Here is a 25,038-nt window from a genome sequence, read left to right on the forward strand (position 1 = left end):
GCCCGGCTTAGGCCGATTCTTTTCGTAATAAGCTGATTAAGAAAATCATCGTGGCAATGGCGACGATGCTGGGGCCGGTCGGTAAGTCAATCAGCAGAGATGCCAGAAGCCCCAGTAAAACCGACATGAAACCAATCAAAATGCTGATGCCGAGCATTTGTTCCGGAGAATGCGCGTACTTTCGAGCGGCAGCGGCCGGAATAATCAATAACGATGTAATCAGTAACACGCCGACAATCTTCATCGCGACCGCGATAATCAACGCCAATAACAACACGTAATACAATTGTACTTTTCGGGTGGGTACGCCTTCGATTTGCGCCAATTCCGGGTTTAAAGTCAAGTTCAGCAAATCCTGCCAGTGCAGCTTGAAAAACAGTGCGACCAAGCCACCCAATATTACGATGAAAAACACATCCAATCGTTCGATACTTAAAATGTCACCAAACAGGTAGGCCAGAATATCAAGCTGGATGTCGGTTTGAAAGCTCAATAGAATTAATCCGATGGCCAGGGAGCTGTGCGCGAGGATGCCCAGTAAGGTGTCGGACGACAGCTTGGTTTTCTCCTTGATGAGGTGAACGCTGATCGCCACCAACAACGAAATGAGGATGACGGCGAAGGTCAAGTTGATTTCCAGCAGCAGGCCGAAGCTGACGCCGAGCAACGCCGAGTGTGCCAAGGCCGCCCCGAAATAGGATTGTTTTTGCCAGACCATGAAGACACCCAGTGGTGCGGCAATCAGCGCGATCAGCAGGCCGCCGACTAAGGCGAGAATCAAAAAGAGCGGAGGGTTCAGCAGAAGGTCGATCATGTTTGGGTTGGCCTTTCATCTGGCGTATGCGCGTGTCCGTGCGTGTGCTGGCATAGGTGCGAATCATGATGATGTTCATAGACGGCGACTTCTTCAAAGCCGTCACCGAACAGGGCTTGGAAAGCCGGGCTTTCCGAAACGGTCTGAGGGTGCCCCGAACAGCAAACGTGTTGGTTGAGGCAGATGACCCGGTTGGTATTGCGCATCACGATGTGCAAGTCGTGGCTGACCATCAGGATGCCGCAACCGTATTTTTGGCGAATGTCTTCGATGTACTGATACAGTTCGGTCTGGCCTTGCAAATCCACGCCTTGTACCGGTTCGTCCAGTACCAGCAGTTCTGGCGAACGCAGTAAAGAGCGCGCCAGGAGAATTCGTTGCATTTCCCCGCCGGAGACTTGTTGAATGGGTTGCGTCAACAGGTTGTCCAACTTCAAGTCGTTGATGATTTCGTGAAGCTCTGTGGTATCATTCGCTTTTTTGGGAAGCCCCAGCTGTAAAAAGCGCAGTACTGTCAGGGGCAGGGAAGCATCCAATTGAATTTTTTGTGGCATGAAGCCCACACGCAGTCCTTTTTTGCGTTCTACGGTGCCGGACGTCGGATGAATCAGGTTCAACAGAATTTTGAGCAGCGTGGATTTTCCCGCACCGTTTGGACCGATTAAGGTGATGATTTCATTGGCATGCAATTCCAATGAAATATCGTTCAGGACGGTTTTCGGGCCGTAAGCGTGGCAAATGTGCCGGGCGGTGATCAGCGGTTCGTTATTCATGATGCTTTATTCTAATTCATGAAAGGAAAAATAGGGCGGACTTTTTTAAACGATTCGGCAAGGGTGCCGGGTGTCATCGATAATACATAAGGAGTTTCAGTGAAAACACTGATGTTTATTTTGACCGGGTTGGTGAGCTGGCAAGCTCACGCACTCCAAGTAACGGTCACCATTCCGCCTTTGGCGGCCATGGTGAAGCCTTATTTGACACCGGACGATACCTTGACGGTGTTGTTGTCGCCGGGAGCTTCGCCGCACGGTTTTCAGTTCCGTCCGTCGCATTTGACGGCTTTGAACGAAGCGGATCTGATTTTGACCGTCGGGTCGGGGGTTGACCGCTGGGCGGATAAAGCGATTCGACAAATGATGGCGGAGCGAGCGGCGTCTGCGGATGATAAAACGCCTACGCCTGTCTGGGTGGTGATGCAAAAACAACCAGGCCTGGCCGTTTTGCCGAAACGGGCTACGGCCGATGGTGGGGATGCGCATCAACATGGTCATGAGGCACACGATGCCCATGATTCTCACGGGCATGAAGAAACCGAAACCCAAGAAAATCAAATCCATGGCGATGCGCAAACGGTGGCCCCACTGAAAATGGATGGCCACACCTGGCTGTCGGTTCACAATGCCGGTTTGATGATTGAAGCCATTGGCGAAGCCATCGCCACGTTGAAACCACAGGAGGCAGAGCGGATACGCGCTCAGCAAGAAACCAACCTGGTGGCGTTAGCGGAAGCCGATCAAGCTATTCAAACGCAATTGGCGTCGGTAGAGAAAGTGCCTTATCTGGTGTTACACGATGCCTTCCAGTATTTTGAAAAACGTTACCATCTGAACAATCAGGGTGCGATTCAGGTGTCTGCCGAAGTGAAACCGAGCGTAAAACGCGTGTTGGCACTGCGTCAGCGTATTCAAAGCAACGGTATTCAGTGTGTGTTCAAGGAACCGCAGTTTTCGGACAAGCAGTTGCGTTACATTACCCGCGGTCTTGATGTGAAAATCGGTGAACTGGACCCGTTGGGTCGTAATCAATCGCATCAGTCCTATCCCGAATTTATTCAAGGCTTGGCGATGCAATATCGTGCCTGTTTGGAATGATTGCCTGTGTCGGATGCGATTCGTTTAATCGGTTTGCCAGGCAGCGGCAAAACCCGGTTTAAAAATGCATTTCAGGCCGCTTTTCCGGAGGCGGTTGTGGACGAGGTTCCGGCGGAGGCGGCTTCGAGTGCGCAGGCGCAACGAACCTGGTGCGTGATTGATGTGCGTAGTCCGGTGCAGGATGCAGAAGCTCAGGCCTGGTTAAAAGCCATGTTGCAAACCGCTACCGGTATTGTATTCAGTTTTGTGGAAACCGCCGATATGACAATGCAGGCGAAATGGCAGGCCTGGCTGAAATTGGCCTGTCCGGACGCGTTACCGCGTTATCGCTGGTTCAGCCATGCGGCATTGGGCGATTGGAATTGGCGCGAGTTTGATGTGCCAGACGAGGTTTGTTCGGTCGATTTTGCGGTGCCGTCGCTGGATACTTTCCGTTTCGATTTCGACTCTGGCTCCCTGCATTTGGAACATTTGCTGTTTGGTCTGGATACGATGAAGCAGAATCTCGGTGCGCGACTTTGGCGGGTTCAGGGCGTGGTGATGACCTCCGAATACCAAAATCCGGTTGCGATTGAGGGGCAAATCGATCGTTGGGATACCTATGCCGGTGTTCTGGACGGGTCAGGATATTTGTGCCTGCAAGGGGAGAATCTGCAACGGGCATTGTTGCAGGAAATTATCGACGCCAGTCGCTTGTCCTAAACACTGGAATCGGGATGGATTCGATTAAGGAAAAAATCGTATGGATGCTTTATAATCGGCGCTTTTCATCGATTTTAGAGCGAAACAATCACTGGACAAAAAAGCAATTTCCGACTAGAATGGTCAGAAATTAAATGATTCAGTTGGAAAACGAATAACAGACCATGTCAGAAGCGACTCAATACCAAGAAATCAACGACTTGTTGAGCAAGAATAAAGGCTACAAGGAAGGCTTTTTTACGCAAACGACCGTTGAAACCTTTGAAAAGGGCTTGAACGAAGCGGTTATCCGTGCGATTTCGGCGAAGAAGAACGAGCCGGAATGGATGTTGGATTTCCGTTTGAAAGCGTTTGCGCATTGGCAGACCATGAAAGAGCCGCACTGGGCCAAGGCCGAATACGAGCCGTTGGATTATCAGGATTACAGTTATTATTCCGCGCCGGAATGTTCCGCCTGCGGTGACCAGTGTGCGACGGACGAACCCATCGAGCCGGAAATGGACCCGGAAGTGGCGAAGGCGTTTGCGGCGTTGGGTGTTCCGGTGTTCGGTGACGAAACGGCGGATAAAACCGATATCGCCGTGGATGCAATTTTTGATTCGGTGTCGGTCTCGACCACCAAACGTGAAGAGTTGTCCAAACTTGGCATTATCTTCTGTTCTTTCTCGGAAGCGGTTCAGGATCATCCTGAGCTGGTGCAACAGTATTTGGGCACGGTAGTGCCGTATCATGACAACTATTTTGCAGCCTTGAACTCCGCGGTGGCTTCCGACGGAACGTTTGTCTATGTACCGGAAGGCGTTCGCGCGCCGATGGAATTGTCGACTTATTTCCGCATCAATGAAGCGAAAACCGGACAATTCGAGCGCACCATCCTGATTGCGGACAAGAACAGTTATGTCAGCTACCTAGAAGGCTGTTCGGCACCGGTGCGCGATTCGTACCAGCTGCATGCGGCGGTGGTCGAAGTCATCGTGCATGAAAATGCCGAAGTCAAATATTCCACGGTTCAAAACTGGTATCCGGGCGACGAGGACTGCGAGGGCGGGATTTTGAATTTCGTGACCAAACGCGGGGTCTGTGAAGGCAAGAACTCGAAGTTGTCCTGGACACAAGCGGAAACCGGGTCGGCGATTACCTGGAAATATCCGAGCTGTGTTCTGAAAGGGGATAATTCTATCGGTGAGTTCTATTCGGTGGCCTTGACGAATCGTCGTCAACAGGCCGATACCGGTACCAAGATGATTCACATCGGTAAGAATACCCGCAGCACCATTATTTCCAAAGGGTTGTCGGCTGGAAAATCCGACAACACCTATCGTGGCTTGGTGAAAATTCTACCGACGGCCGAGAACGCCCGGAACTTCACCCAGTGTGATTCCATGCTGATCGGTGACCAATGCGGGGCGCATACTTTTCCATACATTGAAGTGGAAAACTCCACCGCGAAGATGGAACACGAAGCCACCACGTCCCGAATTGGTGAAGATCAGTTGTTCTATTGCCAGCAGCGCGGTATCAGCGAGCAGGACGCCATTTCCATGATTGTGAACGGTTTCTGTAAGGAAGTGTTCAGCGAGTTACCTCTGGAGTTCGCGCAGGAAGCGGAAGAGCTCTTGGCCATCAGCCTGGAAGGCTCGGTCGGATAAAAAGAATAACGATAATATTTTAGACTGCCATGCATTGAGCGGTAATGGATTGAATTAAGTCGTTTGAAAGTTGTGCTTTCATCGAGTGAGAGAGATTAGATGTTACTAAAAGTTGAAAACCTACATGCGGAAGTCGCTGAAGATAGCGGCAAGCAAATTCTGAAAGGATTGAACCTGGAAGTGAAGCCGGGTGAAGTGCATGCCATTATGGGGCCAAACGGGGCCGGTAAGAGTACTTTGTCCAGTGTGTTGGCCGGACGAGAGGATTATGAAGTCACCGAGGGGGCGGCTGAGTTCGACGGCGAAGATTTATTGGATATGGACCCGGAAGAACGTGCCCGTAAAGGCTTGTTTTTGGCGTTTCAATACCCGGTGGAGATTCCGGGTGTCAGTAACAAACTGTTTATGCAGACAGCCGTGAACGCCATTCGCGAAGAAAAAGGCTTGCCGGCGTTGGACATGTTCGACTTCGACGAATACGCCCAAGCGAAAATCGATTTGTTGAATATGCGCAAAGATTTGTTGGAACGTTCGGTTAATGTCGGCTTCTCCGGTGGTGAAAAGAAGCGTAACGATATTTTCCAGATGGCACTGTTGGAGCCGAAGTTATGCATTCTCGACGAAACGGATTCCGGCCTGGATATCGATGCCATGAAAGTGGTGGCGAATGGTGTGAATTCCTTGCGCGACGATGAGCGTAGCTTTATCGTCGTGACGCATTATCAGCGTTTATTGGATTACATCAAGCCCGATCATGTCCATGTGTTGTATGACGGAAAAATCGTCAAGTCCGGTGGCTTCGAGTTGGTGCATGAACTTGAAGAAAAGGGCTATGACGACATCATTCAAGCCCACGACGCATCTGGCTCGGAGTAAGGTGTCTCATGACTGTAGCGGTTACCCCTAAAATGAGTCCGGCGGCGCGCCAAATGCTTGATCATCTGGTCGCCGAAGCCCGTAAGTTAAACGATAACACTCAAGCCGAAGCGCTTGTGCAAAAACGCTTGGAGGCTGAAAGCCGTCTGTTGGCGAAAGGTCTGCCGACCCGTAAGGACGAAGACTGGCAATACACCTCGTTACTGCCGTGGTTGCAGCACCATTTTGAAATCAAAGCGCCGGGTGCGGAACCGAGTTTGGAAGCTTTGCAGGCCCATTTTCTGCCGGAAGACGCGATTCGGTTAGTGTTTGTCGACGGGACTTTCTCGGAAGCGCTGTCCGCCGGTTTCGATTTGATTCCCGATGCTTTGTCGATTGAAATGGCCGACGCCGATGCGATTCAAACCATTGCTCCTATGGCGGAAGCGGATGCCTTTGAACTGATGAATGAATTGGTGTTGGATCAGGGGCTGACATTGCGACTGGAAGATCAGGCGGCCTTGGACGTTCCGGTGTATGTGGTCCAAGTACAGACTCAGTCGGAACGTTTGACCAATCTGCGCATGCAGGTGGAAGTGGGTGAAAATGCCGAAATGGCATTGATCCAGCAGTATGTCTGTTTGGACGGCGTTGAATCTGTGTTTGTGAATGAGCTGGCGCACCTGCACTTGGCCAAGCACGCCCGTTTGAAACAGGTCGTCTTACAAGACTTAAGCCGAAACAGTTTTTACTTTAACCATCAGTATTTCCGTCAAGCAGAAGCGTCGGACTTGTCGACGGTGTATCTTGGTTTGGGCGCGGAGATTTCGCGTCACCAGAACCAAGTGGCTTTGACAGGCTCCTATGCCGAATGTGAGCAGAACTCTATCGGGTTTGGTGCTGATAAGCAAGTGGTGGATTCCCGCACGGAAACCTTGCATCAGGTGGCGCACTGTAATAGCCGTCAGTTACACAAGTTTGTGTTGGACGGTCAAGCCCGCGGCGTTTTCAACGGCATGATTTACGTGGCGAAAGACGCTCAGAAAACCGATGGCCAAATGGATAATAAAAACCTGTTGTTGTCCAATGACGCCAAAATGGACACCAAGCCGCAATTGGAAATTTATGCCGATGATGTGAAATGTTCGCATGGTTGTGCTTCCGGTCAAATTGACGAAAACCAATTGTTTTATGCGCAGGCGCGGGGCATTCGCAAACCGGATGCGATGCGGCTGATCACCCAGGCCTTTTTGTTGGAACCGCTGGAAGGCGTGTCCAATTTGGCGCGACATCAGTGGCTGGCGTCTCAGGTCATGCGCAAACTTGACCAAGCTATGGCTTGATGGTTTCTGGTAAGACAGATGACTTTTTACAACCACGATAATAAGAACAGAATATGAACCTTTCGGACGTTAAAGACGCCTTTCCCATCCTGAAACAACTCGAAAACGGCCAGCCGCTGGTCTATCTGGACAGTGGCGCCACGGCGCAGACACCGGTATCGGTCATTGATACCATTGCCCGTTATTACCGTGAAGAAAACGCCAATGTGCATCGCGGCGTTTACGGTTTGAGCGAACGGGCGACCGACGCTTATGAAGGCGCTCGCAGTAAAGTCCGACGGTTTTTGAATGCCGCGTCGGACAAGGAAATTATTTTTGTACGCGGGACAACCGAAGCGATTAACCTGGTCGCGCAAACCTGGGGACGCCGTCACCTGAAAGCCGGAGACGAAGTGGTGATTACCGAAATGGAACATCACTCCAATATCGTGCCTTGGCAGTTGCTGCGTGAGGAGCTTGGTATCAAATTGGTGGTGGTGCCGATGACGGATGACGGTGAAATCCGCCTGGCCGATTTCGAAGCCTGTCTGACGTCAAAGACCCAATTGGTGTCGGTGGTGCATATGTCCAATGCGCTCGGTACGATTAACCCGGTGGCGGACATGGTGCAAGCCGCCAAAAAGGTGGGGGCCAAGGTCTTGTTGGATGGCGCGCAGGCCGTGCCGCATATGAGCGTGGATGTCCGAGCATTGGATTGCGATTTTTATGCTTTTTCCGGTCACAAGCTGTATGGTCCGACTGGCATCGGTGTGCTCTATGGCAAAGAAGCGCTTTTGGACGCCATGCCGCCGTATCAAGCCGGTGGTGATATGATTTATTCCGTGACCTTTGACAAGACCGAATACAACGTGTTGCCGTACAAGTTTGAAGCCGGTACGCCGAACATTTCCGGTGCCATCGGTTTGGGGGCCGCCATTGATTTCGTCGAATCCATCGGGTTGGATACGATTGCCGCCTATGAGCACGAGCTGCTGACCTATGCCACCCGTCAGTTGCAAACCATTGATGGATTGCGAATCATCGGAACGGCGCCGAATAAGGGCGGTGTCATTTCCTTTATCGTCGAGGGAACGCACCCGCACGATATGGCAACATTGATGGATCAGGATGGCATCGCTTTGCGGGCCAGCCACCATTGTGCCATGCCGGTGATGCAGCATTTTGATGTGCCGGCTACGCTGCGAGCGTCTTTCGGCGTCTACAACACTCATGAGGATATCGACCGTTTGGTCGCGGCTGTTGAAGAAGCCCGAACTATGCTAGTATAGGGTTTGAACCTTCATTATTGAACAGTCGTCAGTTTGCCCAGCGATTTTGAACGCTTCGCTCAAACGCATGTACGACGGCTTGAATGAGACGTTTTATGAGCCCGTCAGACGAGTTGAACACATCCTCGGAGCCTTTTCACTGGATTCGACTGGATTTAGTGCCATTGCCCGATTCCAATCGGTGTGAAAAAACCTTGTTTTGGAACCCGAGTACCGAAGCCTTATTGGGCGATGGCGCGGAAGAGATTCTTGCTTTGGTCGATGAAGCCCTTCAAGCCGGACACCTGAACGGCGCCACCCTATCTCACTTTGAAATTACTCAGCCACTCAGCAAACCTTCCGAGCTCGCCGCGATTTTAACCCAGCATTATTGGGTGGTGCCCGAACCGGTAAAATCACCAGGCCTGGCCGAAATCGAACCGGAATTACTGCATTGACGTCGGGCGGAATACGCAGGTTGATTTCGACCGACTTTTTACCGAATTTCGTGAAAAAACACCCCGGAAGGCGGTATGATATGCCAGATTCAGAAGGGTTGTTTTTTTAATGAAAGATCAAGTCAAACAAATTCATTTCGTCGGTATCGGCGGCGTTGGTATGGCCGGTATTGCGGAAGTCTGTCTGAACCTGGGATTCACCGTTTCCGGTTCGGATTTGAAAGAAAATCCGACGGTGAATCGCCTGAAATCCCTCGGGGCCCTCATTCAAATCGGTCATGCGGCCGAGCATGTTCAGGACAGTGATGTGGTGGTGGTCTCCACCGCCATCGCCAGAGATAATCCGGAAGTCAGCTTCGCCAAGGAAAGCCGAATTCCGGTCATTCCCAGAGCCGCCATGTTGGCGGAGTTGATGCGCATGCGGTTCGGCATCGCCATTGCCGGTACCCACGGCAAAACCACGACCACCTCTTTAGCGGCGGCCATTCTGACGCAAGGCGGTCTGGATCCGACGTTTGTGATTGGTGGCAAGCTAAACCAAGTCGATTCCAATGCCCGCTTGGGTGGAAGTCAGTATTTGGTCGCCGAAGCGGATGAGTCCGACGCTTCTTTTTTGCATTTGTCGCCGATGATGTCGGTGGTCACCAATATCGACGAGGACCACATGGACACTTACCAGGGCGATTACCAGAACCTGGAAACCACCTTTATCGAGTTCATTCATCGCCTGCCGTTTTATGGCTTGGCGATTTTATGTTACGAAGACTCGAATGTCCGTGAGATGTTGCCGAAGTTGTCACGTAAAACCCGTACCTACGGTTTTTCGGACCAGGCCGATGTGTATGCCGCGAATGTCCGTCACGACGGTTTGGCGATGCTGTTTGACGTGCATGCCGAGAATAAACCGGTGTTTGAAGTCCGTTTGAATCAGCCGGGGCGCCATAATGTCTTGAATGCTTTGGCCGCCATCACTGTCGGTTTGGAGCTGGACGTGTCGGTGGAGGCCATTCAACAAGCGTTAGGTGAATTCGGTGGCGTCGGACGTCGTTTCGAAGTCTATCCGCATCGCTTGATTGGCGGCAAAAACGTGACGTTGGTGGACGATTACGGTCACCATCCGACGGAATTGTCGGCCACCATATCTACCGCGCGTCAGGCGTTTCCAAATCGTCGTTTGGTGCTGGTGTTTCAGCCGCATCGTTACAGTCGTACGCGCGATTTGTTCGATGACTTTGTCCAAGCCCTGGTGGAGGCCGATTTAGTGGTGTTGACGGATGTCTATGCGGCCGGCGAAGCGCCTTTAGCGGCCTTCGATTCCAAAGCCTTGTTGCAGGCGATGCGGTTGCGAGGGCATAAGGACAATCTGCACGTCGAATCCTTAGAGGAACTCAATGAATTGATGACGCCGGTGTTGTTGGGCGATGATGTGGTGTTGGTGATGGGTGCGGGCGATATCGGCCAAGTCGCACGTCAATGGAAAGAACAATCCGCGTAATGCGCGAACGAAGAGATGGAAAGCATGCAAGAACCTTGGAACAGAACCGATTTGAATGATGCGCTGGGGCGGGTTGCGGTCTTGATGGGCGGCACCGCCGCTGAACGTGACATTTCGTTGAAGAGCGGGACCGAGGTTGCCAAGGCCTTGCAGCAAACCGGTGTGAATGCGACGGCGTGTGATGTGAAAAGTGTTCAGGACGTGCTGGCGGTGACCGAGCAGTATGACCGGGCTTTTATCGCGTTGCACGGTCGTTGGGGTGAGGACGGTGGTGTTCAAGCCCTGCTGGATGCGTTGGATTTTCCGTACACCGGCAGTCAAATGACGGCGTCAGCCTTGGCGATGGATAAGTTGCGCACCAAATGGTTATGGCAGGGTGTAGGCTTGCCGACGCCCGGTTTTCAGGTGGTATCGCCGTCCCGGCCGTTTGATAAAGGCGGGTTCGATTTGCGCTTTCCGGTCATTGTGAAACCGAGTCACGAAGGTTCCAGTATCGGCATGCGAAAAGTCGACGATTTGGATTCTCTGGAAGACGCCATTGCATTTGCGCAGGATTACGATACGGAAATTTTGATCGAGCAATGGGTGACCGGGCGGGAATATACCTGTGCGGTTCTGGGCGATTCGGCCTTGCCGATGATTCATTTGAAAACCGATCACGATTTTTACGATTTTGATGCCAAATACCAATCCAGCACCACGCAGTATATCTGTCCCTGCGGGTTGCCGTCGGAACAGGAAGCCAGCATTCAAGCCTTGGTGGTGGAAGCGTTTCATGCCATCGGTGCGCGTCATTGGGGGCGAGTGGACTTGATGTTGGACGAAAACGACCAGGCCTGGTTGATTGAGTTGAACAGCGTGCCGGGGATGACCGACCACAGTCTGGTGCCGATGGCGGCAAAGGCGGCGGGCATCGATTTTCCGGAGCTGGTGCGTCGAATCCTGTCGATGACCTTGGCGTAATCTCATCAAGATAGGGCCGGAGTTTGAAGTGAAAAAGACATTATCCTTAGCGCTGGGCCTGGTTTTAGTGGCCTTAATTGCCGTATGGGTGGCTTTTTCACCGGCACGAGTGATTACCGAGGTGCAGCTCAACGGCGATTTGGAACGTTTGAAGCCGGCCGATATCGAACAAATGGTGTCGCCGTATGTAGGGCAATCGTTCTGGCGCATCGACTTGGAACGATTGCATGCCGATATTCTGCACTTGGATTGGGTGTATAAAGTTAAGGTCAAACGTCGTTGGCCGAATAAGCTGATTTTGGAAATCACCGAACAGAAACCGGTGGTGCGTTGGGGTGATGATGGCTTATTGAATCAGGAAGGGGATATTTTTTACCCTTATAACATTGAACCGTTTCAACGCATGGTGGTGCTGGATGGCGAGGCGATACAATCTCGCGCTTTATTGCAAAAGTTAACGGCGTTTCAGAACGCTTTTTCAACACTGGGTTGGACGATTGATGCCATGACAGCTCAGGCTGACGGGGTGTGGCGAATTCACTTTCTGTCGGGCGCCACAGTACTGTTGGATAATGAGGATTGGCAAGGCAAGTTGGACCGCTTTATTCGGGCCTACCCGAAGACCAATCCGGACTTAAGAAAATTCGCACACGTATTCGATTTACGCTATAGTAATGGCTTTGTAATCAAGCAAAAAACGCCGCAAAGTCGCCCGGCCTCCGAATAACGAAAAATTCGCAAAAATGCGGTCTCGGCATTATGCATAGAAAGGTGAAAAAAACGAATGGCAAGAAAGCAGCAGACTCCTCATTCCAATATTGTGATCGGACTTGATATCGGGACGTCGAAAATCGCCGCGATTATCGGTAAAGTGAAACCGGATGGTGGGATTGAAGTCGTTGGAATGGGCACCCACCCTTCAAAAGGTTTGAAAAAAGGGGTGGTGGTGAACATTGATTCGACGGTCGAGTCGATTCAGCGAGCCATTGACGAAGCCGAAAGAATGTCCGGTATCAAAGCGGAATCGGTTTCGGTGGGCATTGCCGGCAGTCATATCGGCAGCTTCAATTCCAACGGGATGGTCGCCATCAGCAATCAGGAAGTTCAGGAAGAAGACGTCCAACGCGTGATTGATGCGGCGCAAACCATTGCCATTCCCGGTGACCAGGAAGTGTTGCACATTTTGCCGCAGGAATTCATGATCGACAACCAAGGCGGCATTCGTGAACCCATCGGGATGTCCGGTGTGCGTTTGGAAGCCAAAGTGCACATGGTCACCGGTTCGGTCAGTGCGGCCCAAAACATTACCAAGTGCGTTGAACGCTGTTCCTTGAAAGTGGATAACCTGATTCTGGAACAACTGGCGTCTTCGGAAGCGGTGTTGTCGGAAGATGAAAAAGAATTGGGCGTATGTCTGGTTGATATCGGTGGCGGCACCACCGACATCGCCATTTTCCAGAATGGCGCCATCCGCCATTCCGCCGTGATTCCGGTGGCGGGCGACCAGGTCACCAATGACATTGCCATGGCGTTGCGCACACCGAAACAAGCCGCGGAAGACATCAAGAAGAAATACGCTTGCGCACTGCCACAGTTGATTTCGCAGGATGAAGAAATTGAAGTCCCGAGTGTGGGCGATCGTCCGGCTCGATGCTTGTCCCGCCATACCTTGGTCGAAGTAATCGAACCGCGTTATGAAGAACTGTTTCAGTTGATTCAAGCCGAGCTACGCCGTACTGATTTTGAAAATAAAATCGCCGCGGGTATTGTGTTAACCGGGGGCAGTTCACTGGTAGAAGGCGCGGTTGAGTTGGCCGAGGAAGTGTTCCACATGCCGGTTCGTCTTGGCATGCCATTGGAAGTTTCCGGTTTGAAGGAAGAGGTGCGCAGTCCGTCTTTCGCCACTACGGTCGGTTTGTTGATGTATGCGAAAGAACACCAACCGACGCCGGTTTCCGCTGAAAAACCGCAAAAAGCCAGCTCGGACAGAGAGTCGGTTCTGAACCGAATGAAAAACTGGTTCAGCAATAATTTTTAGAATGGGCAATGTGACATTTGTGTTAAAATTTCACGCTTGTCGTTTGATTAAGCAAAATTGAAGAAAGTCACGTGAAACAAAGAACGCTTGCCAATTCCATCAAAGCCAAAGGCGTGGGGCTGCACACCGGTCATAAGTCGGTGATGACACTTCGTCCGGCGCCGGTGAATACCGGAATCGTTTTCCGTCGGGTCGATTTGGATCCCATCGTCGAGTTTCCGGTTTCGCCGGAACTGGTTAAAGAAACCACCTTGTGCACCACCATCGTTCAGGAACAACAAGACAAGCGCATCAAAATCGCTACCATTGAGCATTTGATGTCGGCGTTGGCCGGTGTCGGTATCGACAATCTCTACATCGACATTACCGCCGATGAAGTCCCGATTATGGACGGCAGTGCGTCGCATTTCATCTTCTTGTTGCAGTCGGCCGGCGTTGAGCTACAGGATGCGTCGAAAAAGTTCATTCGTATCAAAAAGCCGGTCAAGGTTACGAATGACAAGGGCGGCGTCGCTCAGTTTGAACCTTATGACGGTTATCGCTTGAACTTCTCGATTGAGTTCGACCATCCGGCGTTTGACCAGACGGCGGAAAAAATGACCTTGAGTTTTTCCTCGACCGCCTATTTCAAAGAAGTCAGCCGTGCTCGTACCTTTGGGTTCATGAAAGACATGGAAAAGCTGCGCGCACAGAACCTAGGTCTGGGTGCGGGGTTGCACAACGCCATCGGCCTGGATGAGAACGGTGTCGTCAACCAGGAAGGGTTGCGGGACAAGGACGAATTCGTCCGCCATAAAATTTTGGATGCCGTCGGCGATTTGTTTATGGCTGGTCACGCTATTATCGGTGAGTTCACGGCGCATAAGTCGGGTCACGCGTTGAACAATCAATTGTTGCGCGCGTTGATTGCCGATCCGGAAGCTTATGAAGTGGTGACCTTCGAAAACGAAGAGCCGCCGGTTCAATATGGCAGCAGCAAAATCCTGTTGTAATTCTCAAAAATGACAGCGCATTCCATCCCTTTGGAATGCGTCAAAAACACGTAAAAGTTCCCTTCATTTTTCCGCCCTTGAAATGTGTTAGAATTGTCCCCATTTAAAAGTGGCTTGTCAGGCTTTACAAGTCCGTCTTAAGGCGTAAACTGTGACAACACTGTAATCGTTAGACATCACTCCGGTGAGGCGTGCCGAATGACGCCGATCTGGTTTTTAAACTCTTTACTGGATTCAAGCGCTAATGGCTCTTAACATTTTCAAAAAACTTTTCGGCAGTCGTAATGAACGACTTCTCAAGCAGTATCGCAAAAAAGTACAGCAAATCAACGCACTCGAAGACACCTTTGCCCAGCTCAGTGACGAAGACCTGAAAGCGAAAACCGATGCGTTCAAACAGCAGATTGCCGACGGGATGTCGTTGGATCAGTTGTTGCCGGAAGCCTTTGCCGTAGTGCGTGAAGCTGGGAAGCGGGTCATGGGCATGCGCCATTACGACGTTCAGTTGATTGGGGGGATGGCGCTGCATGACGGTAAGATTGCCGAAATGCGCACAGGGGAAGGGAAAACCCTGGTCGCGACCTTGCCGGCGTATCTGAATGCCTTGGCTGGCAATGGCGTACACGTCATTACCGTCAATGATTACCTGGCGTCACGTGATGCGGAATGGATGAGCCAGCTTTATGGTTTCCTTGGTCTGACGACCGGGGTGATTCTTTCCGGCCAGCCGGCCAGTGAAAAGCAAGCCGCTTACAATGCCGACATCACTTACGGTACCAATAACGAATTTGGGTTCGATTACCTGCGCGACAACATGGCAATCTTCGTGGAAGAGCGCGTGATGCGCGGCCAGCCGTTTGCGATTGTCGATGAGGTGGATTCCATTTTGATCGACGAAGCACGAACTCCATTGATTATTTCCGGACCGGCCGAAGACAAATCCGAGCTGTATCAGAAAATGAATCCACTGGTACAAGGCCTAGAGCGTGGTGAAGAAGACCTGGAAACCAAAACCGCCAGCGGCGATTACACCATTGACGAAAAGACCAAACAAATCCATTTGACTGATGAAGGTCACTCGAAGGTCGAAGCCATGCTGGTGGAAATCGGCCTGCTGAATGAAGGCGACTCGCTTTACGACGCCGAACACATCAGTTTGATGAAATACGTCAATGCGTCTTTGCGGGCGCATTTGTTGTTTGAAAAAAACACCGATTACATCGTTCAAGACAATGAAGTCGTGATTATCGATGAATTCACTGGCCGTAAAATGGCCGGGCGCCGTTGGGGCGACGGCCTGCATCAGGCGGTGGAAGCGAAAGAAGGCGTCGCGATTCAAGCGGAAAGCCAGACTTATGCTTCCATTACCTTCCAAAACTATTTCCGTCAGTACGATAAGTTGTCCGGCATGACCGGGACGGCCGACACCGAAGCCGGCGAGTTTCTGTCTACTTATCAGTTGGAGGTGGTGGTGATTCCGCCGAATAAAACGCCGTTACGTCAAGATTTACCAGACCTGGTGTTTTTGGATATTGAAGGCAAGTTGAATGCCATCGTGCGCGACATCAAAGCCATGAAAGAATCCGGGCAGCCGATTCTGATCGGGACGGCTTCCATCGAGATGTCCGAAGTCTTGTCTTCCTTGTTTGAAAAAGAAGGCATTAAACACAGTGTCTTGAACGCCAAGCAGCATGAGCGCGAAGCCAATATCATTGCCGATGCCGGGCGCCCGGGGGCCATCACCATCGCCACCAATATGGCGGGGCGCGGGACGGACATTGTGTTGGGCGGTAATCTGGAGTCCGAGCTGGAAGCCTTGGACAACCCGACCGACGAGCAAATTGCGGAAGTCAAAGCGGCTTGGCAGAAGCGTCATGATGAAGTCTTGGAAAAAGGCGGCTTGATGGTGCTGGGCTCCGAGCGACATGAATCGCGTCGTATCGACAATCAGCTACGCGGGCGTTCCGGTCGTCAAGGTGACCCGGGTGTGACGCGTTTTTATCTGTCGTTGGACGATGATTTGATGCGTCGTTTTGCGTCGGAAAAAGTCAAAAACATGATGCGCCGTCTGGGCATGAAATCGGACGAAGCCATCGAACACAATATGGTCAGTAAATCGATTGAGCGTGCTCAGAAACAAGTCGAGCGCATGCATCAGGACGAGCGTGCTAACCTGTTGAAGTTTGATAACATCGCCAATGAACAGCGTAAGGTGGTGTATTCACAACGCAATGAATTGATGGAAGAGGAAGACGTCTCCGAAATCGTCGATTCCTTGCGTGCCAATGTGATTGAGTCGATTATGGCGAACTACATTCCGCCGGGCAGCATCGAAGAACAATGGGATGTGGCCGGGTTGGAAAAACAGTTGCAGGATGACTTGGGCCACACGTTACCGATTCAACAGTGGTTGGAGGAAGACAAAGGGCTGTTCGAAGAAAAACTACGCGAACGTCTGGTGGACGAAGTCAAAGCCCTTTATCAGACCAAAATGGCTGTGGTGGACGAAAAAACGCGTCACCATTTCGAAAAAGAAGTGTTGCTGCGTACCATCGACAAACAGTGGCGTGAGCATTTGAACGAAATGGATTATTTGCGTCGCTGGATTCACTTGAAAGGCTTTGCTCAGAAAGATCCGTTCCAGGAATACCGTTCCACGGCGGCGGATATGTTTGAGGCCTTTCTGGATGAAGTCATGTTCGAAACGGTGCAAACCTTGTCGATGGTTCAAATTCAAGGTGTGGACGATGTCGATGCCTATGAACAGCAGCAAATCGACGAACGTCCGCAGGCGTTGGAAGCGACGCATCCGGCTGCGCAAGGCATTGCCGATGCGATGGGCATGCCGTCGGGAGAGGCTGAAGCGGAACCAACGGAAAAAGAAGGCACTTACCGACGTGAGGCGCCGAAAGTGGGGCGTAACGATCCGTGTCCGTGTGGTTCCGGTAAGAAATATAAACAATGTTGCGGTAAATTGAGTTAATATTTACCGAAGGAACCTCTTATTGAATCGGTTTGATTTCTGGCAACGCCAAACTTTCCAGATCTAGGCGTGAAGTTGAAGTAATGTCTAGACCTTACAAGACTTCACAACGCAGAACTGGTAATTTTGGCTAAGCCCCTTCGGGCGGGGCTTAAAGCCCATCTCTTCGTTGTTATGACTCTTGACCTTAGAATGACTAAGGTCGGCGAGCCACGCCTAGAATAGGTAGGCTTTAAGTCCCGCAGAAGCTCAAACCGATTCAATCAGAGGTTCCCTAACGGAGATTGAAAAAATCCACGTTGAGCGGAGTGTCGAGAAGCGATCGGACATTTCCATTCACGTGGATTTTTTAGTTTGGAGAAAGAAAACATGTCGCAACAACGTTTGATTCATCCGGTGGCGGGAGTGTACTTGGGCGCCACTCAAGCGAAAATTAAAAAAGCCGACAAAACCGATTTTGTCGTGGTGTCGTTTGTTGAAGGGAGCCGCACGGCAGCGACCTTTACGCAAAACGCTTTCTGTGCCGCGCCGGTGACGGTCGCGAAAGCGCATTTGCAGGCGACTGCCTGCCAAGCGCTTGTGATTAATAGTGGCAACGCGAATGCCGGAACCGGTCAGCAAGGTCTGAAGGACGCCACGCAAACCTGTGAATGGGTGGCCAGAGAGTTAGGGTTGCCAACGGAAGCGGTGCTGCCATTCTCCACCGGCGTCATCGGCCAGAACCTACCGATGGATAAAATTGAAATCGCCATTCCGGATGCGATTGCCAATCAATCGATTGATGGTTGGGAAATGGCGGCGAAAGGCATTATGACCACCGATACCTGCGACAAAATCGTCAGTCGTCAAATCGACATCGATGGGGTACAGGTGACGGTGACCGGAATTTCCAAGGGGTCCGGCATGATTCACCCGAACATGGCAACCATGCTTGGGTTTGCGGCGACGGATGCCAAAATCTCCCAGGCCTGCCTGCAACAAGCACTCAGCGACGCCGTGAATGCCTCCTTTAACCGTATCACGGTGGATGGCGATACCTCCACTAACGATGCTTGTACGTTGACGGCGACGCAGCAAGCGGCGATGCCGGAAATCACCGAGACCGAGTCGTCCGCCTATCAAGCCTTTGCAGGCCTGGTCAAAGGGGTCATGACTGAATTGGCGCAAATGATTATCCGTGACGGCGAAGGCGCCACCAAGTTCGTCACAGTGCAGGTGGAAGGCGGCCAAAACTCGGACGAGTGTTTAAAGGTGGCGCATGCCGTGGCCTTATCGCCATTGGTGAAGACCGCGTTGTTCGCGTCCGACCCGAACTGGGGGCGGATTCTCGCCGCGGTCGGTCGGGCAGGCCTGGTCGATTTGGATATTGACGCTTTGCAGATTTATCTGGGAGAGGTTTTGTTGGTGGAAAACGGTGGGCGTGCTGATTCTTACACTGAAGAAGCCGGTCAAGCGGTGATGGATGAAACCGATATTCTAATTCGCATTGTCTTGAACCGGGGTGAGGCGTCGGAAATTGTTTGGACCACTGACTTTTCATACGACTATGTGAAAATCAATGCGGAGTATCGAACGTAATCGAACGTAAATTGAACCTAAACCCAACTTAATTAGAGTGGAAATCTGTTCTAACGAAGCATAAAAAAACGCCGGTCACGGCGTTTTTTTTGTTTTGGGGCATATGAACGAACAAGTCGATACGTTTTTAGGCCAGAATTTCCATTAAGGCTTGGCATAAGGCATCGGTTTCCGCATCGGTGCCGATGGTGATGCGCAGGTATTCGTCAATGCGCGGTTTATTGAAGTAACGCACGATAATGGCCCGTTCGCGTAAGGCTTGGGCAATGTCGGCCGCGGCCTTATCCGGATGCGACGCAAACACGAAGTTGGCCGCCGAGGGGATGACCTGAAAGCCTTGTTGTTGCAGGAATTCGGTCAGACGATTTCGGGTGGCGATGATTTTATCGCAACTCGCTTCAAAGTAGCTTTCGTCTTCCATTGCGGCAACGGCACCGGCCACTGCCAACCGATCCAGCGGGTAGGAATTAAAGCTGTTTTTGACACGTTCCAGCGCTTCGATTAAGTCCGGATGGCCCAGTGCGAAGCCCACACGCAACCCGGCCAAAGCGCGGGATTTTGAGAAGGTTTGCACCACCAATAGGTTTGGATAGCGATGAATCAATTGTGCAGCGGATTCACCTCCAAAATCGATGTAAGCTTCATCCACCACCACCACGGAATTCGGGTTGCCCTGCAAAATTTGTTCAATGGCTTGCAATGGCAAGAGTCGGCCGGTCGGTGCATTCGGGTTTGGAAAAATAATCCCGCCGTTGTCGATTTGATAGTCGGCCGGTTGAATGGCAAATTCTTCATTGAGCGGTACGGTCTGGTACTCGACATCATACAGTCCGCAATAGACCGGGTAAAAGCTGTAGGTGATGTCGGGAAACAGAATCGGTTTATCCTGTTTCAGCAAGCCCATGAAAATATGCGCCAGGACTTCGTCCGAGCCGTTGCCGACGAAAACCTGATTGGTTTCCAACTGGTAATAATGCGCCAGCGACTGTTTCAGCGCATCCGAATTCGGGTCCGGGTACAGGCGGAGTTTGTCGTTGACCTGTGCTGAAATGGCTTCCAATACTTTCGGCGACGGCGGATAGGGACTCTCATTGGTATTGAGCTTGATGAGATTGTCCACTTTCGGTTGCTCACCGGGAACGTAAGGGGTCAGTTGATGAACGCGTTGGCTCCAGAATCGACTCATGGCGTGTTTTCCGTTTCGTTTCTTTGAATTAGATTAATGCTGGCTATTTTAACGTTTATCGATTATGGCTTCATGAAAAATGAATACTTTCAGGCCTGGCCGTTTTTTGCCAAAATAGAAGCATTCGAACCAAGGTTTCATAAAGGAAAAGACACGAATGAGTGAAAGACTTCAGATTGCCATTGGCGTTTTACGGCGGGGGAAACAGGTGTTGTTGGCGCGCCGTCAGTCTCACCAGCATTTGGCCGGTTTGTGGGAATTTCCGGGCGGAAAGTTGGAAGCGGGCGAAACGCCTGAAGCCGCGTTAACGCGCGAATTTGAGGAAGAGGTCGGGGTGACGACGAGAGATTGGCAACCATTGATTCAAATTCCGTGGGATTATGAAAAGGTCTCGGTGTTGTTGAATGTCTATGAAACCGAGCAGTTTGACGGTGAGCCGCATGGTGCCGAAGGCCAAACGGTGCAATGGGCATCTATTTCCGAGTTAAGCCATTTTGAATTCCCCGACGCCAATCGAGGTTTGGTGCAGGCCTTGCAGTTGCCCGAGCATTATATGATTTCCGGTGGTTTTCACGATGCCGAGGATGCGCTCAATCGATTGGAAGCGGCGCTGGACGAAGGCATTCGTTTGGTGCAATTGCGGGCCAAAACCTTGGATGAATCGGCGTTTCAGGCGCTGGCGAAACAGGCCGTGGCGTTAACGCATCGTTATGCGGGCGCGCGGATTGTGTTGAATGGCAAACCGGAGGATTTGCAGGCGGTGCCGGACGCAGACGGCTTGCAATTGGCTTCAACGGCGATTATGGGATTGACGGAACGTCCGATTCCGGATGACAAATTGTTGGGCGTGTCCACTCACAGCGATGTTGAAATCGCGAAAGCGTTGGAATTGAACGCCGATTTTATTCTGCTGTCACCGGTGAAAAAAACCCAATCCCATCCGGAACTTGAGGGTTTGGGCTGGCCGACGTTTGCCGAGCAAGTGGCCAATGTGCCGGTGCCGGTTTTTGCGTTGGGCGGCATGAAACCAGCGGATGTTGGTGAAGCGCGTCAGAATGGTGGTCAAGGGATTGCCGCGATTTCCGGTTTGTGGCCGGAACCGATTTAATTCTCTAATGTCTCTAAGTGTCCAGTTGCGCCCGTTCGGCATCGGAAAGCGGGGTTTTGGTCTTGAGGCTGTGGCTGATGTCCCGGCTTTTGATGGTGGTGACTTCAATGCGGTAAGCGGCGAGCGCTAGAGTCATTTTTTGCCAGTTGAGGCTTGAGACGGTCCAGTTGGTGTGAAAGTACATGCGTTCGTTGTTTTTCAAACAAAGGCTTTCGTAAATCAAGTCCATTTCCGGGTGGATTTCCACCAGTTCCAGATAAGCGGCTTCGTCCAGAATGTGTGCCGGGCTCAGTTCGCTGTCGTGCACCACTTGTTTGAATTCGTTGAGAGTGAGTCCCAGGTCCGCCAGAAACTTGATGATGGTGTAGGCCAGTTCGCGTCTGGGAACGATGGCGGTGTAGCGGTAGTTGTCTCGAATGGATGTGACTTGGTAAGGCATAAAAGGCCTCGTTTAAACCCGCGTTAAGAGGATTGGATCGCTCGGTAAAAGCTCGAAAATGTGTTTCGAATCGACTCTGTTTGGTTCGCATGACTTCGAATAGCTTAACTCGAAAATTAGCTTAACAGATTTGAAATACTCTGAATAGAGTAAGTTTAATTGCGATCTTCGAGTAAGGTTTGCAGGGTTTGCTTGATGCGTTCAAGCGGTGGGTCGGTGCGGATCACATGGTCGGCGATGGCTAAGCGCGCCTCTCGTGAAGCCTGGTTTTCCATCAGGCGCCGAATGTCCGCCTCGGGCAGGGTGCCGCGTTGTAATGCACGTTGCAACTGCATGGCTTCCGGCAAATCCAGTACGATGGTTTCGTCGATGTAATCGGGTTTTCCGGTTTCGGCCAGCAGTGGGATTTCCACTACAATGGCCGGAGGATTCTGCCGACGAAGCTGTTCGATGGCCGCTTGAGTGCGTTCGCGAATCATTGGATGCAGAATGGCTTCCAGCTTGTGCTTGGCGTCTGGATTTTCGAGTATGCGTTGCCGTAACGCGGCGCGATTCAGTTCGCCCTGTTCCGTCAAAACATCGGAACCGAACGTTTGAACGATTTTGACCAGGCCTGGCTGATTGGGCGCCACCAGTTCTCTTCCGATGGCATCGGCATCCAAGGTCGGAATGCCGAGTGCTTCAATGAGTTGTCGGATGGTGGTTTTACCACTGCCGATGCCGCCGGTGAGTCCGTATACTTTCATAATTGACCGATATGGGTTGGGAACGAATCGCAAAATCGTAACGAAATCGCTTTTGGCGACTTTAAAGTGTCCGGCGGAAAGAGTCAATAATTTGCGGTGGGATTCGTTAAAATAGAGCCCCCTTGATTCGACCGCCATTTTCAATGGCATCAAGAGGAAGCGAAAACTCAGACAAAGGCATAAACAGGTAAGTAGCAGGTAAAAACTCTATGTGCGGAATTTGCGGAGAAATCTATTGGGACGGTCAACTATCCAGTGAAGCCGGATTGCGCCCGATGTTGTGCGAAATGGAACGTCGTGGTCCGGATGATGGCGGCACTTGGGTGCAAAACCATGTCGGTTTGGGGCATCGCCGTTTGTCGATTATCGATTTATCCGATGCCGGGCATCAACCGATGGTCGACGACGAGTTGACCCTGGTGTTCAATGGCTGCATATACAATTACGAAGCGCTGCGCTTGGAACTGATCGAGCTGGGCCATGATTTCCGGTCGCACTCCGACACCGAAGTGATTTTGAAAGCCTACCGCCAATGGGGCATGGACTGCGTCACACGTTTTGAAGGCATGTTTGCGTTTGCGATTTGGGACGACCATCAGCACCAGTTGTTGTTGGCACGCGATCGCTTCGGCATCAAACCGCTGTATTATGCGCCGGTCAAAGGCGGGGTGAAGTTCGCGTCCAATACCCAGGCGTTGTTGGCGTCGGGCGGCATCGATACCGAAATCGACCCGGTTGGATTACATCACCAATTCACACTGCATGCCGTGATTCCGGCACCGCACACCATTTTGAAAGGCATTCGTAAGCTGGAACCGGGCCATTGGATGATTGTGAACCCGGACGGCCAAATCTTTAAGAAGGCATATTGGCACTTAACGGCACAACGACCGCAAACGCCGGAGGCGCCGCAAACCGAGCAGGAATGGGTGGATGCGGTGCACGAATCTTTGAAACAGGCGGTGCATAAACGTTTGACGGCAGCCGACGTGCCGGTGGGTGTGCTGTTGTCCGGCGGGTTGGATTCCAGTTTGATTGTCGCCTTGTTGGCCGAAGCGGGTGTGGAAAATATCCGCACTTTCTCCATCGGGTTCGAAGACGTGCCGGAAGAAAAGGGCAGTGAATTTGAGTACTCCGATCAGGTGGTCGAACGTTACCAGACCCGGCATCAAAAATACTTGATTCCGAATGAGACGGTGTTGCCGAGATTGACCGAAGCGGTGGACGCCATGGCGGAACCGATGTTTGGACAGGATGCCGTGGCGTTTTATCTGTTGTCGGAACAGGTTTCGCAAGACGTGAAAGTGGTGATGTCCGGTCAAGGCGCGGACGAAGTGTTTGGCGGCTATTTTTGGTATCCGCTGATGGCGCAGGCCGCGGCGGAATTGCCGGAAGGCGCCGACCCGGTCGACGCATTTGCACCATTTTATTTTGATCGCAGTCATGCAGAATGGCTGGAAATGATTGAAGACGATTACCATGTCACGGACGTGACCCGAGCCTTGATTAATGACCGTTTATCTGAAGAAGGCGCGGAGACGTATTTGGATCAAGTTTTGCGTTTGGATACCACTACGCTGATTGTCGACGATCCGGTGAAGCGCGTGGATAATATGACCATGGCGTGGGGCCTAGAAGCACGTGTGCCGTTTTTGGACCATAAATTGGTGGAATTGGCGATGTCGGCGCCGGCGGAATTAAAGTTGAAAGACTTTAAGCACCTATTGAAAAAAATTGCCCGTGGATTGGTTCCGGATTCGGTGATCGATCGTCCGAAAGGTTATTTTCCGATGCCGGCTCTGAAATATGTGCGTGGTCCGTTTTACGACATGATGAAACGCGTATTGACCGCCCCGGAAGCTCAGGCGCGCGGTATCTTTAAGCCGGACTATATTCAGCGCTTGCTGGATGCGCCGGAAGCGGAAGAAAACTTCACCGCCATTAAAGGCAGTAAGTTGTGGCATGCGGCGTTATTGGAGTTGTGGTTGCAACGACACGTTGATCCATATCGTGATATTAATAATTGATGGATTGATGATTGCCCGAGTCGGAGTTCAAATACCGGCCTTATCCAATGGACAAGGTGAAATCCGGCCTCGATTTTTGAGTGGACTTTGTTATAATAACCCAGCAAACAACTCAGGTATTGGCTAAAACGCCCAGGCCTGACTTTAGGAGAACAGAATGGAAAATCAAGAAACCGAAACCCTTGCGAGAATTCACGAACAAGTCAGTCAAAACCCGGTCGTGCTGTATATGAAAGGTACGCCGCAAATGCCGTCTTGCGGCTTTTCAAGCCGTACAGCAGAAGCGCTGGTGCAAACCGGTGAGAAATTTGCGTTTGTGAATGTCCTGGCGGATCCGATGATTTTTGAGTTCTTGCCGAAATATCAAGATTGGCCAACCTTTCCACAGCTGTATATCGGTGGTGAACTGCAAGGCGGTTGTGATATCACTTTGGAGCTGGCCGAGTCCGGTGAGCTGAAGAAAATGATGGCTGACGCCAACGCGCAAGCAACACAAGACGCTTAAGTGTTTTGAGCGGTAACCACGGTTGCCGAACTAAAA

General features: G+C 51.5%; 22 protein-coding genes. 17 read left to right on the forward strand and 5 right to left on the reverse strand.

From position 1 onward, the window contains the following. Positions 1-7: 7 nt before the first annotated feature. Both EPV75_RS03525 and EPV75_RS03530 read right to left on the reverse strand, forming a co-directional pair. Positions 8-814: an iron chelate uptake ABC transporter family permease subunit gene (locus tag EPV75_RS03525; protein WP_128384484.1), complete on the reverse strand. Its 807-nt coding sequence runs from the start codon at positions 812-814 to the stop codon at positions 8-10. Beyond that, entirely contained in the window at positions 811-1,587 is a 777-nt protein-coding gene (locus EPV75_RS03530) for an ATP-binding cassette domain-containing protein (RefSeq protein ID WP_128384485.1), read from the reverse strand. The genes EPV75_RS03525 and EPV75_RS03530 overlap by 4 nt, the downstream gene beginning before the upstream one ends. A gap of 99 nt (positions 1,588-1,686) precedes the next feature. On the opposite strand from EPV75_RS03530, the gene EPV75_RS03535 reads away from it, so the two are divergent. From EPV75_RS03535 to argJ, 14 genes are all read left to right on the forward strand, one after another. Then, entirely contained in the window at positions 1,687-2,688 is a 1,002-nt protein-coding gene (locus EPV75_RS03535) for a zinc ABC transporter substrate-binding protein (protein ID WP_128384486.1), read from the forward strand. Positions 2,689-2,694: 6 nt separating this feature from the next. Beyond that, the gene (locus tag EPV75_RS03540) at positions 2,695-3,390 is read left to right on the forward strand and encodes a hypothetical protein (RefSeq protein ID WP_128384487.1); all 696 of its coding nucleotides are present in this window, start codon (positions 2,695-2,697) and stop codon (positions 3,388-3,390) included. A gap of 164 nt (positions 3,391-3,554) precedes the next feature. Beyond that, the gene (gene sufB / locus EPV75_RS03545) at positions 3,555-5,039 is read left to right on the forward strand and encodes a Fe-S cluster assembly protein SufB (RefSeq protein ID WP_128384488.1); all 1,485 of its coding nucleotides are present in this window, start codon (positions 3,555-3,557) and stop codon (positions 5,037-5,039) included. A gap of 99 nt (positions 5,040-5,138) precedes the next feature. After that, positions 5,139-5,915: a Fe-S cluster assembly ATPase SufC gene (sufC, locus tag EPV75_RS03550; protein ID WP_127120033.1), complete on the forward strand. Its 777-nt coding sequence runs from the start codon at positions 5,139-5,141 to the stop codon at positions 5,913-5,915. Between the two features lie 8 nt (positions 5,916-5,923). Then, the gene (gene sufD, locus EPV75_RS03555; protein ID WP_128384489.1) at positions 5,924-7,237 is read left to right on the forward strand and encodes a Fe-S cluster assembly protein SufD; all 1,314 of its coding nucleotides are present in this window, start codon (positions 5,924-5,926) and stop codon (positions 7,235-7,237) included. A gap of 53 nt (positions 7,238-7,290) precedes the next feature. Then, the gene (locus EPV75_RS03560) at positions 7,291-8,505 is read left to right on the forward strand and encodes a cysteine desulfurase (protein ID WP_128384490.1); all 1,215 of its coding nucleotides are present in this window, start codon (positions 7,291-7,293) and stop codon (positions 8,503-8,505) included. A 95-nt stretch (positions 8,506-8,600) separates the two neighbouring features. After that, positions 8,601-8,942, forward strand: a complete 342-nt coding sequence (locus tag EPV75_RS03565; protein ID WP_127120030.1) for a hypothetical protein — start codon at positions 8,601-8,603, stop codon at positions 8,940-8,942. A 109-nt stretch (positions 8,943-9,051) separates the two neighbouring features. Then, positions 9,052-10,437 carry a UDP-N-acetylmuramate--L-alanine ligase gene (gene murC, locus EPV75_RS03570; RefSeq protein WP_128384491.1) on the forward strand — a complete coding sequence of 462 codons (1,386 nt, stop codon included), beginning with the start codon at positions 9,052-9,054 and terminating at the stop codon, positions 10,435-10,437. 24 nt (positions 10,438-10,461) lie between these two features. Continuing rightward, positions 10,462-11,400, forward strand: a complete 939-nt coding sequence (locus tag EPV75_RS03575; RefSeq protein ID WP_128384492.1) for a D-alanine--D-alanine ligase — start codon at positions 10,462-10,464, stop codon at positions 11,398-11,400. Positions 11,401-11,428: 28 nt separating this feature from the next. After that, positions 11,429-12,127, forward strand: coding sequence for a cell division protein FtsQ/DivIB (locus EPV75_RS03580; RefSeq protein ID WP_029939874.1), 699 nt, complete (start codon positions 11,429-11,431; stop codon positions 12,125-12,127). A gap of 57 nt (positions 12,128-12,184) precedes the next feature. Continuing rightward, positions 12,185-13,438, forward strand: a complete 1,254-nt coding sequence (ftsA, locus tag EPV75_RS03585; protein WP_029939875.1) for a cell division protein FtsA — start codon at positions 12,185-12,187, stop codon at positions 13,436-13,438. Between the two features lie 71 nt (positions 13,439-13,509). Continuing rightward, complete coding sequence (gene lpxC, locus EPV75_RS03590; protein ID WP_128384493.1) at positions 13,510-14,430, forward strand: UDP-3-O-acyl-N-acetylglucosamine deacetylase; 921 nt, start codon at positions 13,510-13,512, stop codon at positions 14,428-14,430. Between the two features lie 244 nt (positions 14,431-14,674). Continuing rightward, positions 14,675-17,413 carry a preprotein translocase subunit SecA gene (gene secA / locus EPV75_RS03595; RefSeq protein WP_128384494.1) on the forward strand — a complete coding sequence of 913 codons (2,739 nt, stop codon included), beginning with the start codon at positions 14,675-14,677 and terminating at the stop codon, positions 17,411-17,413. 369 nt (positions 17,414-17,782) lie between these two features. Further along, positions 17,783-18,991, forward strand: a complete 1,209-nt coding sequence (gene argJ / locus EPV75_RS03600; RefSeq protein ID WP_128384495.1) for a bifunctional glutamate N-acetyltransferase/amino-acid acetyltransferase ArgJ — start codon at positions 17,783-17,785, stop codon at positions 18,989-18,991. Positions 18,992-19,118: 127 nt separating this feature from the next. Here the strand turns inward: argJ and hisC are convergent, their stop codons facing one another. After that, positions 19,119-20,177: a histidinol-phosphate transaminase gene (hisC, locus tag EPV75_RS03605; RefSeq protein WP_128384496.1), complete on the reverse strand. Its 1,059-nt coding sequence runs from the start codon at positions 20,175-20,177 to the stop codon at positions 19,119-19,121. Positions 20,178-20,334: 157 nt separating this feature from the next. On the opposite strand from hisC, the gene EPV75_RS03610 reads away from it, so the two are divergent. After that, the gene (locus EPV75_RS03610) at positions 20,335-21,285 is read left to right on the forward strand and encodes a Nudix family hydrolase (RefSeq protein ID WP_128384497.1); all 951 of its coding nucleotides are present in this window, start codon (positions 20,335-20,337) and stop codon (positions 21,283-21,285) included. 13 nt (positions 21,286-21,298) lie between these two features. Here the strand turns inward: EPV75_RS03610 and EPV75_RS03615 are convergent, their stop codons facing one another. Together EPV75_RS03615 and coaE are read right to left on the reverse strand one after the other, a co-directional pair. Continuing rightward, positions 21,299-21,724: a hypothetical protein gene (locus EPV75_RS03615; protein ID WP_128384498.1), complete on the reverse strand. Its 426-nt coding sequence runs from the start codon at positions 21,722-21,724 to the stop codon at positions 21,299-21,301. 155 nt (positions 21,725-21,879) lie between these two features. Next, complete coding sequence (gene coaE / locus EPV75_RS03620) at positions 21,880-22,470, reverse strand: dephospho-CoA kinase (protein WP_128384499.1); 591 nt, start codon at positions 22,468-22,470, stop codon at positions 21,880-21,882. A gap of 209 nt (positions 22,471-22,679) precedes the next feature. Between coaE and EPV75_RS03625 the strand changes: the two genes are divergently transcribed. Both EPV75_RS03625 and grxD read left to right on the forward strand, forming a co-directional pair. Beyond that, a complete protein-coding gene (locus tag EPV75_RS03625; protein ID WP_128384500.1) occupies positions 22,680-24,497 on the forward strand; it encodes an N-acetylglutaminylglutamine amidotransferase in 1,818 nt (605 codons plus the stop codon). A 157-nt stretch (positions 24,498-24,654) separates the two neighbouring features. Then, entirely contained in the window at positions 24,655-25,002 is a 348-nt protein-coding gene (gene grxD / locus EPV75_RS03630; protein WP_068647764.1) for a Grx4 family monothiol glutaredoxin, read from the forward strand. The last annotated feature ends 36 nt before the right edge of the window (positions 25,003-25,038 follow it).

It is taken from the genome of Hydrogenovibrio thermophilus (assembly GCF_004028275.1).
GTDB lineage: Bacteria > Pseudomonadota > Gammaproteobacteria > Thiomicrospirales > Thiomicrospiraceae > Hydrogenovibrio > Hydrogenovibrio thermophilus.